Origin of the sequence: Rhizobium sp. S163 (assembly GCF_030380805.1) — a bacterium.
In the GTDB taxonomy this organism is placed as follows: Bacteria; Pseudomonadota; Alphaproteobacteria; order Rhizobiales; family Rhizobiaceae; genus Rhizobium.
The window spans coordinates 354064-366561 of the sequence record NZ_JAUDSA010000012.1 but is presented as its reverse complement, the minus strand read 5'-3'; the positions used below and the strand labels follow the sequence as shown (position 1 = coordinate 366561).

The following is a 12498-nucleotide window of genomic DNA, read 5'->3' as shown; positions in this document are numbered from 1 at the left end:
CGCCGGCCGGATGAGCTTGCTGGCGAGGCGAGAAGCTGCCGCTGCGGATTAAAGGGACGGAAAGAAAATTGATGTAGTTGGGTTCTCTATTGTCCTGAGTTCCAGACCAGACCATCGATGAACGCAACTTGGCAGATACTGCTCGGAAACCTCGCCATCACCGCGCTAGCAATATCGCTGTGGTCGCACGCCTATTATCACACGCGTGTCTTGTCCGAGCCTCGGCGCAACCAGGCGTTCGGTATCGCCATGGGTCTTGGCGCAATTTGTTCGATGATGCTGGCGGTGCCGCTGGATCAAGGCGTTTTCGTCGATCTCCGTTACACGCTGGTGGCGGTGTCGGCCCTGTTTGGCGGCCCCTTCTCCGTGCTCTTGACGATCGTGATTGCGTCGGTGTTTCGCTTTTCTGAGGGGGGAGCGGGCGCGGTCGATGGGGTTATCAGCATATGCGTCGTCGGTTTGGTCGGGCTCTGCGGCTATCTGATCGTGAGAAGGCGCAAGGTCAGGCTGGCCGATGCAGCCGTGCTTGGGATCGCGGTATCGGCCACGCTGCTGGTGGTCATGTCTGTGCTGACGTCGCAGGCCAATGCGCGAGCCGTCGAGCTCGTCGGGTTCCCGATCACGGTTCTCAATTTCCTCAGCATCATGATCGCCGCCTTTGTCCTGATCCAGTTCGAAAGAATGGCGCATGACCGCGATATCCTGTCGGCAGCGCTGACGCAGACGCCCGACTTTCACTACGTGAAGAACCGGGAAGGCAAGTTCGTCATCGTCAACAAGAACGTTGCCGAGCACCACCACTATCCCTCGCCGGCGGCCATGGTCGGCGCGTCCGATTTCCAGCTCGCCACCCAGCGCCGCGCCGAAATGCTCTATGCCGAAGAGCAAGCCTTGATGGAGAGCGGGCAGTCGCAGCTGGACAAGATCGAATATCTGAGCGAAGGCGGCCGCGATCGCTGCTATTCGACATCGAAGGTGCCGCTACGCGACCGGACCGGTGCTGTCATCGGGCTTGCGGGCGCGACGCGCGATGTGACCGAGGAACGGAAGATCGAGCAGGAACTGCGCGAGAGCAAGGATCTGCTGTCGCTCGCCATGGCCGGGATGTCGGATGGTTTCGCGATGTTCGATCGAACAGGCACGCTTGTTTTCAGCAACACGCAATATGCGGCGTTGTTCCCGCTGTCGGGCGAGGCCCGCGTGCCCGGAACGAATATCAGGGACATCCTCAAGAAAGTCGTGGAATCGAACGAGCGACGGGATTTCCGTCAGGAGATTACCGATGCCTGGTTGTCGGAAGCAGCCGCTGCGTTGTTCTTCGACAAGGAAGAATACATCGAACTCTATGACGGGCGTTGGCTCAGCCTGCGCACCCGCGTCGCCGATAATGGCATGGCGCTTGTTGCGGTCTCAGACATCACGACGATGAAGCAGGCCGAGTTCGCGCTCAGGACAGTCGCCGAGCAGATGAAGAGCCTCGCCGAGACCGACGCCCTGACTGGGCTTCTCAACCGCCGGGCCTTCGACCACGCGATGTCGGTTGCGGTCGAGCGAAGCCGCCTGGAGCGCCGGCCGATGGCGGTGCTGATGATCGACGTCGACCGCTTCAAGGCCTACAACGACACCTACGGCCATCCAGAAGGCGACGCGTGCCTGAAGGCGATCGCCGATTGCCTGCGCCGCACGATGAACCGCCCGCAGGATGTGCTCGCGCGGTTCGGCGGCGAGGAATTCGTCGTTCTGCTGCCCGATACCGATGGGACCAAGGCGCTGGTGTTGGCGGAGCAGTTCCGCAGCACCCTGCTGGCGCGGGCGATCGCTCACTCTGGCAGCGAATACGGCGTGGTGACGGCCAGCATCGGAATTTCGGCCAAATCTAACTGGAAGCAACAGATAAGCGCTGCCGAGTTTATTCTCGAGGCCGATCAGGGCCTCTATCAGGCCAAGCGCGATGGCCGCAATCAGGCTGTCGCCTGGAACCCGCCAAGGACGAGCAGAGCGGCGCGGTAGCTGTTTCCACCGCTGCTGCGGCCTCCACTGCGCACGTTTTCAGGCAATCCGGTAAAGAAAAAGGCCGGGGCGAAACCGCACCGACCTTCCTCGACCCGTCTCGACAACGACTGCCAGTACCTCCGTGGTCAGCCGTCAGAGACGAATTATGTAAGTTGAATGTAACGCAACTTCTGGGAAGTTCAAGCGCCATTTATGGGTTCGTTTTGCGCGAAGACTACCTATTTCGGTCAGCCTGAAACGATTGCGGACAGCCGATCGAGATCGACAAGCTTGATTTCAAGCGGGACGGGATCAGTCTGGGCGACGCGAAACCATTCGGCTGCCTCGCGCACCCGTTCGCCGTGCGGCTGGGGATAGGCGCCAAGCCGGATTACCCACTCCCTGACCGTTTCACGCTCCATGCGGCCTGCCAGATAGCGTGCGTGAACGGTCTTTGCGGAGGCGACGAGGTCGGAAACGCTGTTCAAGAATTGTCCTCAAATTGATGGGTCGGTTCGATGAGGCCAGATTGTATCTGGCTCAGACCTCTTCCTTCGTCTTGACCTTCACCTTCGGTTCCACCGGCGCATCCGGCGTGGGGGCAAGCAGCTTGCGCAGCGATGAGATCTTGTCCTTGACCAGCGGGCGGAAGCGCGTGGCGCGAAATGGCATGTCGGCCGCGCCGTAGCCCTCCGGGCCATCATCGTTGCCGCGATGCAGTTCTTCCAGCTTCACGCCGAAGAAGGTGCCGTCGATATAGTGCGTGTATTCGCCGACCCAGCGCAGCGTGTAGATCTCGCCCTTGCGAATACCCTGGTCGATGCTGACATGCTTGAACGTGTCATCGATGCATACGACCTTCTGGCCGACATGAAAGTCGTAGCTCATCTCACAAACCTCAACCTCAACTTCACCCGCCGGCACCGGGAGGTGCGTCGTTCTTCATGAATTCCGGATATTGAACAACTTCCGTCTCGACCGTGTCGAACGACTTGCCCGCCGATTGCGCCAGCCGCACGCCCGGCCCGCCTGATATCAATTCTCCGTCCGCTTCGAAGATGATGCCCGAGGCTTTTAGCGCGTGCTTGATTGCGCGCAATGTGCTGCCAGCGCTTTCGGCCCCGCGCTCGATACGGTCGAGATCCGCTACGGAGATACCGGCGGCCTCGGCCAATTCGGCTTGCTGGAGGCCGAGCATTGCGCGGGCGCCACGTATCTGTGCTGACGTTATCATGATGATTTTATATAACCGGATCGATCTCTTTCTCAAGCTGGACGACGGCTCAAGTCCGGCAGCACCGCTCCCATTCGGTCAGCAATTGCATGATTTCGATGGAATCGGAAAGGCGCGGCGAGGGGCGGGGCGCCTGCTTCAGCCCCTTGCGCAGGCAGTCTTCGACGAGGCGGACCTGGTGGCCGAAGGCGTCGTGGTCCGACGGAACGACGATGCGTTCCGTGGGCAGGCCGTATTCCTCGATCTCCAGCAGATTGTCGCCGGCAACGGGCAGCCACGGATTGGTGAGGAAGCGCAGCGAGGCGCGGTCGCCGCGCACAGTGAAGTCGAACGACATGCCATAGCAGTCCGTCGATTGCAGCGTCGCCAAAACGCCTGAGCCGAATCGGGCGGTGAGCGCAGCGTCACAGATGTTGCCGTCGTGGCGCGACCGGTTGCCGTGTCCCGAGATCACGCGATCCCCGAAGGCGTCGGCGCCGAAAGCCGTTTGGATGACGTAGTGCATCAGCGAAGCCGGATAGCAGCCGAGATTATAGAGCGTTCCGCGGCCCGCGGGATTGACGACCTGCCAGATGTCCGCGGCATAGGCGCCCGAAATCGAGCGTATGGCGCCGAGACGGCCGGATCGGATGATGTTGCCAAGCTCGGCGATGACAGGATGGCTGAGATACATCAGCCCTTCGAGGAAGAAAATGTCGGCCTGCTCGACAGCGGCGGCAAGCGCATGCGCTTCTTCCATCGTCGTGGCCAGCGATTTCTCCGACAGCACCGGCTTGCCGCGAGCAGCCGCCTTGATGACGGCGTCGTGGTGCACATTGTTAGGCAGGCCAACGTAGATCACGTCGATATAGGGATCGTCGACAAGCGCATCGATGCTGGAATGCCTGACGGAGATGCCGTAGCGGTCGGCAAAGGCTGCGAGGCGCTCACGATCGCGACCGAAGACCGCGCCGATCACCGATCCGTCGCTGCCATTGATGGCCTCTGCCATTGTGTTCGAGATGAAGCTCGTTCCGAGAATTCCCCAGCGCAGCATTCCGTGTCGCCTTTCACCAGCATTTCCGCGTGACTGCTGGTTCTATAGCTGGATCGGTCGATCAGTACAGGGGCTTCGTGCTCCGACGGCCATATCGAGAGCTCCGCGCCAAGCGCATGGCGCATGGCTGCCTTGCACAAACTTGCCTACCGTTTAGGCGCACGGGTGTGTATATACATATCCATCGAAGCGATGCATCCTCCTCCCGCAGAGCTTCGAGTTTGCAAGTGCCTCACTCCTCCTCCCAGAGGGACTTGCGCGAACAGTAGCACTCCTCCTCCCAGCTGCTGTTCATTTGTTTTAAAAAGCCTGTCGCACCTCCTCCCGCGACAGGCTTTTTTATTTTCTGCTCTATCCCAAGGCCATCTCAGGACACCGACACAGGTTTCGAGCGCAAGCGGCTCGCCGTTGCCGGGTCCGCACGTCGGCAAAGCTGGGGCGGCAGACCTTTCATGATGAGTTCGGCATCGGCGACGGCCATCGTGCCGAGTTCGTAGAAGGCATCGCGGGTGCCACCGGTGCGATGCGCCGAGAGCAGCAAGCCCGGCAAACCGCGCACGGGGTCGTCGGCCGCCACAGGCTCTTCCGGAAAGACATCGGTCGCGGCGATGATGTGGCCGGATTTCACTGCCTCCAGCATCGCGGGAAAATCGACCACCGCTGCGCGGCTCATCAAGAGAAAGGCGGCGCCCGGCCTCATCAACTGGAACTCGCGACGGCCGATGAAGCCCTCGTTCTCGCTGGTCACACTGGCGAAGACGAAAACCACCTGGCTCTCGCTCAACGTCTCGTCCAGGCCCGATGGCACGCAGTCCAGCCGCTCGACGATCTCTTTGGGCAGCCATGGGTCGAACACGCGCACCGTGTTCTTGAACGGACGAACGAGATCGCGCAGCTGCCTGCCGAGATCGCCGAAGCCGATGATCCCGACCGGCGCGCCGGCGAAACGAAAGACGCCGTCGTTGCCGGCCAGCCCATATTCTTCGGTTCCCGCCCGGAAATCGCGGTCGGCCCGGGTGATGCCGCGGGCAAGATTGAGCGCCATGCCGAGTGCCGCCTCAGCCACGGGCGATGCGAAGGCCGATGCCGGGGTGATCACCCAGATGCCGCGTTCCACACAGGCCTGGTAGTCAATATTCGCCATGAAGTTGGATTCGACGTTGATGATGGCCTTTAGCTTCGGCGCCCGGTCCAACCGCTCGCGCGGCATGTCGGTCTGCCCGAAGATCAGCACCGTCTCGGGAAGCAATGCGTCGACCTGCTCAGCCGGCATCTGCCGATCTTCGCAGATCACCAGCTCGCCGAGATTTTCCAGCCGGCGGCGAACATCCGGCTTCATGATCAGATCGAGCGTTCGTGGCAAAGGGTCCACCAGAACAATATTGCGGCTCATCACATCCTCCTCCATTCCCTGAGAGCAAGACTTATCAGCAAATGCCGCTTGTAACAGGGGGCTTCGAGCCTGGCGCTGTAACACTGACGAAAGGCCGCTGCGCGGGCAGCGGCCTTTGATTTTCATGTCGGGTAGGGCCCGACAGCTCAGTCAGGCGATGTCGTGCATCTCACGCAAACGGCTCCGTCGGGCTCTTGCCCGGCTGCGTGAACCATGCGGCGCCGGTCTCGGTCATGTGGATATGATCTTCAAGACGGATCCCGTAGCGGCCGGGGAAAACGATCATCGGTTCGTTCGAGAAGCACATGCCGGGTTCAAGTGCCGTCTTATTGCCGCGAACGACATAGGGCTCTTCGTGGATTTCCAGGCCGAGACCATGGCCGGCTCTGTGAGGCAAGCCAGGCAGCGCGTAATCAGGCCCAAGCCCATGGCGAACGATGACCGCGCGGGCCGCGTCATCCAGGCTGGAGCAGGCAGCTCCGAGCTTGGCCGCGTCGAAAACGGCCTGCTGCGCCTCGCGCTCGATCGCCCAGGCGCGGGCAAAGTCCGCATCCGGCTCGTCCAGAACATAGGTGCGCGTCAGATCGGAATGATAGCCGTCGATACGGCATCCGGTGTCGACCAGAATGACATCGCCGGCTGCATAGGTCTGCTCGCCGTCGGCGCCATGCGGCAGCGAGGTCGCTTCGCCGAAGGAGACAATGCAAAAGGTCGATCCACTATCGGCGCCGAGGGCACGGTGCTGTTCGTCGATATAGCGCACGACATCCGATGCCAGGACGCCGGGTTTGATATACGTGTACGCGCGGCGGTGGACTTCAAGCGTCAGGTTCATCGCGTATTGGATGATGCCGATTTCGGCCGCAGACTTGCGTAGGCGAATATCGCGGATCAGTCGCGCGCCATCGACAAGGCGCTCCGCGCCGAGCTCCTTGGCAAGTGCGTGATAGACGAACAGCGGCAAGGCGTCATCGAGCGCCACGCGGCCTTCCGCCGAAAGCAAGCCGGCTACGGTTTCGGCGCTGTTCTCGTCTTCCTCCCAGGTCACGATTGCGCCGTCGAGCTTTGGCAGACTGTCGACGCGGCTGCGCTCGAAACCCGGCACGATGTAGAAGAGGTCAGCCTGCGTGATCAGCGCGCCGACCAGTCGTTCGCTCTGGTGCCAGACAAGGCCGGTGAAATAGCGCAGGCTCTCCGTCGAGCCGAGGAGCACGGCGTCCACGCCGGCGGCACCCATGCGGCTGCGCAGCGTCGAAAGCCGCTCGCGGCGCTCTGTTTCGGGAATGGGGGAGGGGCGGGGTGTGGCCGACATGGCTATTCCTCTTGATATCGATCCGCTGCTTGACGACGCACATGCGCCGCCGTGTCAGCAATCAAGTCGCAGCTTGATCGCGCGCAGCTAGTCCTGCTCCTGCCGTCAAGTCAATCGGGAGGGGGTTGCCCCGATAGGTCCTTACGGCTGGCGAGTGGCCAGAAGCTCGACCTTGCGTACGAGGTCGGCGACCGAACGGACATCCATCTTGCGCATGACGTTGCCGCGGTGAAGCTTGACGGTTATCTCGCTGATGCCGAGATCATAGGCGATCTGCTTGCTCATCAGCCCCTTGCTGACAGCCATCATCACCTCACGCTCGCGCGGCGTCAGCGTGTCGGCCAAAGTGACGACTGCGTCACCCTCCGCGCTCTCGCTACGTTGCACCGCGTCGCGCTCGATCGCCGTGGAGACAGCATCGAGCAGGTCCTGGTCGCGAAACGGCTTTACCAGAAAATCCACGGCACCGGCCTTCATCGCCCTGACGCTCATTGGAATATCGCCGAAACCCGTCATGAAGACAATCGGCAGCCTGCTTCCCAAGCGCTCCAGTTGCCCCTGGAAATCGAGGCCGCTCAGCCCTGGCAAGCGAACATCGAGCAGGATGCACCCTGGCCGCTTGAGGTCCGCCCCCGCAAGCAGGGCGGCTGGGCTGTCGAAAGCGGAAACATCGATCCGGACCGAATGAAAGAGATCGACGAGTGCTTCGCGCACGGAGATGTCGTCGTCGACGATCAGTACCATGGGAAATACTGGCTGCACCATGGTCGCTCGTCGCATGTCACTCACGGCGTTTCTCCAGAGTTGAGTCATTTCGCAGTGCCTCCCTCATCACTCCGCTTTGAATGCGGGTGGGCACTTCGCTGCACGTTGTGCCCGCATCCGCGACCGTAAGCAACATAGCCAGACATGAAGATCGGCCACACTATACTTAGGTTTGGGGTCTTGATAGCCACCACGCTCGCGATTGGCGTGGTTAGAACGTCGGTGGCGTGCAGGCGCTGATAACCTCGCAGGGGACCGGTCCGACGCATCGGAAGCGATGCGGGCGCCTGCTCTCGAAGTAGTAGGCATCACCGGGGCCAAGGATCCGGCGCTCGTCCTCGACCGTTATTTCCATGCGGCCTGAAAGCACGATGCCGCCTTCTTCGCCTTCATGGACGAGCATGACCTTTCCAGTGTCGGCGCCCGGTTGGTAGCATTCTTTCAGGATCTGTAGCTGGCGGCCGAACAGGCTCTCGCCGATCTGCCGGTAGGAAATCGGGCCCTTGCCGATCTCGACCAGCTCTTCGGCGGCGTAAAAGGCCTTGCGCGACTTCTGCGGTTCGAAGGCAAAGAACTCGGCCAATCCGATCGGGATTCCATCCAGAATGCGCTTCAGGGCGCCCACCGATGGGTTGGAGGAATTGGATTCGATGAGCGAAATGGTGGAGTTGGTGACCCCCGCCCGCTTCGCCAATTCGCGTTGCGAAAGATTGTGAAGCATGCGCAAATGGCGCAGGCGTTGGCCGATATCGACGGACATGGTGTTTCCAAGGTTTCGAGTGTTCGAAATATAACAACATTCGATTTCGAATTCCATGATTTTCAATGAGTTGGAAGCATCCAGAAAAGGGCTTGTTCGAGAATCTGAATTGGCCGATCACTTCATCATCACCATTCCGGAGAGACCTTATGGACCAGATCAGCAAAGCAAACAGCCCGTCGCTCGATAACTTCTGGATGCCGTTCACGGCCAACCGCCAGTTTAAGGCAGCCCCCCGCCTGCTCGCCTCCGCCGAGGGCATGTATTACACCGATGTCGACGGCAACAAGGTACTGGATGGGACCGCCGGTCTGTGGTGCGTGAACGCGGGCCACGCCCGCAAGAGGATTGCCGAGGCGGTCGAGCGTCAGCTGATGACCATGGATTTCGCCCCCACCTTCCAGATGGGCCATCAGATTGCTTTCGATTTCGCCGAGCGGCTGGCCAAGATTGCCCCCGGTGGCGCGAGCGCGCAGCTTGATCGGGTGTTCTTCACCGGGTCTGGTTCTGAATCCGTCGACACCGCGCTGAAGATTGCCATCGCTTATCAGCGCGCCATCGGACAGGGCACCCGCAGCCGTATCATCGGGCGCGAAAAGGGCTATCATGGTGTTGGCTTCGGCGGTATTTCCGTCGGCGGCCTCGTCAACAACCGTCGCGTCTTCCCGCAGATCCCGGCCGATCACATGCGCCATACTCTTGACGTCGAGCACAACGCCTTCAGCAAGGGCCTGCCGGCCCATGGCATCGAGCTCGCCGAAGATCTCGAGCGTCTGGTTGCCCTGCATGGCGCCGAGACCATCGCGGCCGTCATCGTCGAGCCGATGTCCGGTTCCGCTGGCGTTATCCTTCCACCGAAGGGCTATCTCGAACGCTTGCGCGCGATCGCCGATAAGTACGGCATTCTGCTGATCTTCGACGAAGTCATCACCGGCTTTGGACGCCTTGGTACGCCGTTCGCGACCGATTACTTTGGCGTGGTGCCGGATCTAGTGACGACGGCTAAGGGCCTGACGAATGGCGCGATCCCGATGGGTGCTGTGTTTGCAAGCCGCAAGGTCTATGACGCGATGATGACCGGTCCGGAAAATGCCATCGAACTCTTCCACGGCTACACCTACTCCGGCCACCCGGTTGCAAGCGCCGCCGGCATCGCCACACTCGAGATTTACGAGGAAGAGGGCCTGCTGACGCGCGGCGCCGGTCTGGCGGAGACTTGGCAGGAAGCACTTCACTCACTGAAGGGCCTGCCGAATGTCGTCGACATCCGCAACCTAGGCCTAGTCGGCGCCATCGAGCTCTCGTCGCGTGAAGGTGCTGTCGGCGCCCGCGCCTATGACGTCTTCGTCGATTGCTTCAAGAAGGGTCTGCTGATCCGCGTCACCGGCGACACCATCGCGCTTTCGCCGCCGCTGATCGTCGAAAAGGATCAGATCGAGACCATTGTCTCGATCATCGGCGATGCGCTGAAGCGCGCAGCCTGATCAATATGTTTCGGGCCTCGTTTTGACGAGGCCCGAAACACAAATCGTGCCTACTGAGTGGTCACGCCAGTGACCGTCACCGGAACGCCCTTGTAGGCGGGTGTGCCAGAAATGCGGTCATAGGCGGAGAGCGCGATCAGCGCGTTCATCTCAGGATAATAGCCGGCGATCGATCCTCGTGGAATATCGTACTCGATCGCGGTCAGCCCGCGCGCGCTGCGCGACTTTCCATCCGCCGACGGTAGGGCGACGACATTGATAATGTCGCCATCCGACAATCCGCGTTTCGCGAGGTCGTCCTTATTCATGAAGATGACGTCACGGCGACCAAAAACGCCGCGATAGCGATCATCCATACCATAGATCGTCGTGTTGTACTGGTCGTGGCTGCGAAGCGTGGTCAGGACAAGCGCGTCCGGATTTTTCACCAACGGGTCCTCATGCAGGCCGCGGCCGATGAGGAAAGTAGCCTTGCCGCTTTCCGTCTTCCAGCGACGCTCAGACGCCGGTACGTCCAGCCGGAAGCCGCCGCGGACGCGCACACGCTTGTTGAAGTCGAAGAAATCGGGAAAGACGATTTCGATCTTGTCGCGTATCCTGTCGTAATCTGCGACCATGCCATCCCAATCGATGCCATGGCGATCTCCGAGCGTCGCCTTGGCGATGCCGGCGACGATTGCGGGCTCGGATTTCAGCATCTCGCTCGGCGGGTTCAGGAAGCCGCGCGACGCATGCACCATCGACATGGAGTCCTCGACGGTCACCGATTGCGGGCCCGACGCTTGCGTGTCGAGATCGGTGCGGCCGAGGCAGGGTAGAATGATGGAGGTCTTGGCAATCAGCAAATGCGAGCGGTTGAGCTTGGTCGTGATGTGCGCCGCAAGGTCAAGTTTGCGCATCGCCTCGAATGTGAAGTCGGTGTCGGACATGGCGACGGCCAGATTGCCGCCGAGGCAGATCAACGCCTTGGACCTACCCTCCATGATTGCTTCGACGGATTCAATCGCATTGTGTCCCTTCATGTCGGTCGGGCGGAAGCCGAAGGCCTTCTCCATTCCGTCGATCAGCGCCTTGTTGGGAATCTCGGTAATGCCGACGGTGCGGTCGCCCTGAACGTTGGAATGGCCGCGCAGAGGGCAGATGCCGGCGCCGCGGCGCCCGATATTGCCGCGCAACATCAGTAGATTGGCGAGCTGTTGCACATTTCCGGTGCCGTTGCTGTGCTGAGTGATGCCCATGCCGTAGCAAACGATGACGCTTTTGGCCTTCACATAGACCTCGGCGGCACTCTTCAGCGCCTCGCGCGTCAGGCCGGATACGGTGATGATGCTGTCCCAGCTGGTGTTGTCGATATCTTCCCGCAGCGCCTCCAGGCCGGTCGTATGCTCGGCGATGAAGGCGCGGTCGAGCACGCCAGGACCGCCGGCTGCAAGATCGGCGTCATCGATCTCGAAGATGCACTTCATCAAGCCTTTAAGTGCCGCGAGATCACCGCCGGTGCGGACCTGATGATAGGCCGACGCAATCCGTGTCGACGACAGCGTTGCCATTTCGACCGGGTCCTGCGGCGAGGCGAATTTCTCGAGCGCGCGCTCCTTCAGCGGATTGAAGACAATGATCGGTACGCCGCGGCGCGACGCCTCGTGCAATGTCGCCATCATGCGCGGATGGTTGGTACCCGGATTGTGGCCGAAGCTGAAGATCGCATCCGTGTGGTCGAAATCCTCGAGCAGAACCGTACCCTTGCCGACGCCGATCGACTTCGGCAAGCCGACACTGGTTGCTTCGTGGCACATGTTCGAGCAGTCGGGAAAATTGTTGGTGCCATAAGCGCGCACCAGTAGCTGATAGAGAAAGGCGGCCTCGTTGGACGCGCGCCCCGAAGTATAAAACTCGGCTTGATGCGGATCCTCCAGACGGTTGAGTTCCGCGCCGATGCGCGCGAAGGCATCGTCCCATTCGATCACCTCATAGCGATCGGTCTCGGCATTGTAGATCATCGGGTGCGTCAGGCGGCCCTCGTCCTCAAGACTGTGGTCGGTCCATTCCCACAATTCGGACACCGTATGCTCTGCAAAGAAGCTTGGGTCGACACGTTTTGCCGTCGATTCCCAGGTGATCGCCTTGGCGCCATTTTCACAGAACTCGAAGGATGATGTGTGCTTGGGATCCGGCCATGCGCAACCGGGACAATCGAAGCCTTCGGGCTTGTTGGCCTTCAGCAGTGTTGCGGCCCCCTGGGCGACGACCTGCTGATGGGCAAGTGTCTTGGCGACGGCACGCAGCGCGCCCCATCCGCCGGCCGGTGCGTCGTACTTCTCAATTCCCTCGGGCCGCTTCTTCGCCATGTTCACACGTCTCCACACTCAGTATAGCCAGCATAACATCTGTCGATGCCGCACTGCACTATACCGAAGCATAGGGTGTTGCCATAGCTCTATAAGCGCAGTTTGACGCCGCAAGATGTGCTTAGCGGATTAGTCCAGGCATGCGCGGGCACACGAAAGGCGGGCGGGACGCGT

Annotated in this window: 11 protein-coding genes; 2 read left to right on the top strand and 9 right to left on the bottom strand. The window is 60.8% G+C overall.

Annotation, left to right across the window (positions count from 1 at the left end):
* Positions 1-117: 117 nt before the first annotated feature.
* The gene (locus tag QTL96_RS11560) at positions 118-2010 is read left to right on the top strand and encodes a diguanylate cyclase (protein WP_289727802.1); all 1893 of its coding nucleotides are present in this window, start codon (positions 118-120) and stop codon (positions 2008-2010) included.
* 230 nt (positions 2011-2240) lie between these two features.
* Here the strand turns inward: QTL96_RS11560 and QTL96_RS11555 are convergent, their stop codons facing one another.
* From QTL96_RS11555 to QTL96_RS11520, 8 genes are all read right to left on the bottom strand, one after another.
* The gene (locus QTL96_RS11555) at positions 2241-2480 is read right to left on the bottom strand and encodes a hypothetical protein (RefSeq protein ID WP_112943403.1); all 240 of its coding nucleotides are present in this window, start codon (positions 2478-2480) and stop codon (positions 2241-2243) included.
* Between the two features lie 52 nt (positions 2481-2532).
* The gene (locus tag QTL96_RS11550) at positions 2533-2880 is read right to left on the bottom strand and encodes a CAP-Gly domain protein (protein ID WP_289727801.1); all 348 of its coding nucleotides are present in this window, start codon (positions 2878-2880) and stop codon (positions 2533-2535) included.
* 22 nt (positions 2881-2902) lie between these two features.
* On the bottom strand, positions 2903-3226 hold the full coding sequence (locus QTL96_RS11545) for a helix-turn-helix domain-containing protein (RefSeq protein WP_113168258.1): 324 nt from the start codon (positions 3224-3226) through the stop codon (positions 2903-2905).
* 49 nt (positions 3227-3275) lie between these two features.
* Positions 3276-4262 (bottom strand): Gfo/Idh/MocA family oxidoreductase, encoded by a 987-nt coding sequence (locus QTL96_RS11540; RefSeq protein ID WP_289727800.1) that lies wholly within the window; start codon positions 4260-4262, stop codon positions 3276-3278.
* Between the two features lie 367 nt (positions 4263-4629).
* Positions 4630-5655 carry a hydroxyacid dehydrogenase gene (locus tag QTL96_RS11535; protein WP_113009151.1) on the bottom strand — a complete coding sequence of 342 codons (1026 nt, stop codon included), beginning with the start codon at positions 5653-5655 and terminating at the stop codon, positions 4630-4632.
* 169 nt (positions 5656-5824) lie between these two features.
* A complete protein-coding gene (locus QTL96_RS11530; protein ID WP_289727799.1) occupies positions 5825-6967 on the bottom strand; it encodes a Xaa-Pro peptidase family protein in 1143 nt (380 codons plus the stop codon).
* 141 nt (positions 6968-7108) lie between these two features.
* On the bottom strand, positions 7109-7747 hold the full coding sequence (locus tag QTL96_RS11525; RefSeq protein ID WP_289727894.1) for a response regulator transcription factor: 639 nt from the start codon (positions 7745-7747) through the stop codon (positions 7109-7111).
* Between the two features lie 196 nt (positions 7748-7943).
* Positions 7944-8492, bottom strand: coding sequence for a cupin domain-containing protein (locus tag QTL96_RS11520; RefSeq protein WP_112943398.1), 549 nt, complete (start codon positions 8490-8492; stop codon positions 7944-7946).
* Between the two features lie 149 nt (positions 8493-8641).
* On the opposite strand from QTL96_RS11520, the gene QTL96_RS11515 reads away from it, so the two are divergent.
* Positions 8642-9976 (top strand): aspartate aminotransferase family protein, encoded by a 1335-nt coding sequence (locus tag QTL96_RS11515; protein WP_113168256.1) that lies wholly within the window; start codon positions 8642-8644, stop codon positions 9974-9976.
* Between the two features lie 50 nt (positions 9977-10026).
* Here QTL96_RS11515 and QTL96_RS11510 read toward each other — a convergent pair whose 3' ends face one another.
* Positions 10027-12324: an FdhF/YdeP family oxidoreductase gene (locus QTL96_RS11510; protein WP_289727798.1), complete on the bottom strand. Its 2298-nt coding sequence runs from the start codon at positions 12322-12324 to the stop codon at positions 10027-10029.
* Positions 12325-12498 lie beyond the last annotated feature (174 nt).

Excerpts from the sequence above, each read along its gene's own strand:
- QTL96_RS11560 (WP_289727802.1), top strand. The coding sequence starts at position 118 with ATGAACGCAACTTGGCAGATACTGCTCGGAAACCTCGCCATCACCGCG.
- QTL96_RS11550 (WP_289727801.1), bottom strand. The coding sequence starts at position 2,880 with ATGAGCTACGACTTTCATGTCGGCCAGAAGGTCGTATGCATCGATGAC.
- QTL96_RS11545 (WP_113168258.1), bottom strand. The coding sequence starts at position 3,226 with ATGATAACGTCAGCACAGATACGTGGCGCCCGCGCAATGCTCGGCCTC.
- QTL96_RS11540 (WP_289727800.1), bottom strand. The coding sequence starts at position 4,262 with ATGCTGCGCTGGGGAATTCTCGGAACGAGCTTCATCTCGAACACAATG.
- QTL96_RS11535 (WP_113009151.1), bottom strand. The coding sequence starts at position 5,655 with ATGAGCCGCAATATTGTTCTGGTGGACCCTTTGCCACGAACGCTCGAT.
- QTL96_RS11530 (WP_289727799.1), bottom strand. The coding sequence starts at position 6,967 with ATGTCGGCCACACCCCGCCCCTCCCCCATTCCCGAAACAGAGCGCCGC.
- QTL96_RS11525 (WP_289727894.1), bottom strand. The coding sequence starts at position 7,747 with ATGCGACGAGCGACCATGGTGCAGCCAGTATTTCCCATGGTACTGATC.
- QTL96_RS11520 (WP_112943398.1), bottom strand. The coding sequence starts at position 8,492 with ATGTCCGTCGATATCGGCCAACGCCTGCGCCATTTGCGCATGCTTCAC.
- QTL96_RS11515 (WP_113168256.1), top strand. The coding sequence starts at position 8,642 with ATGGACCAGATCAGCAAAGCAAACAGCCCGTCGCTCGATAACTTCTGG.
- QTL96_RS11510 (WP_289727798.1), bottom strand. The coding sequence starts at position 12,324 with ATGGCGAAGAAGCGGCCCGAGGGAATTGAGAAGTACGACGCACCGGCC.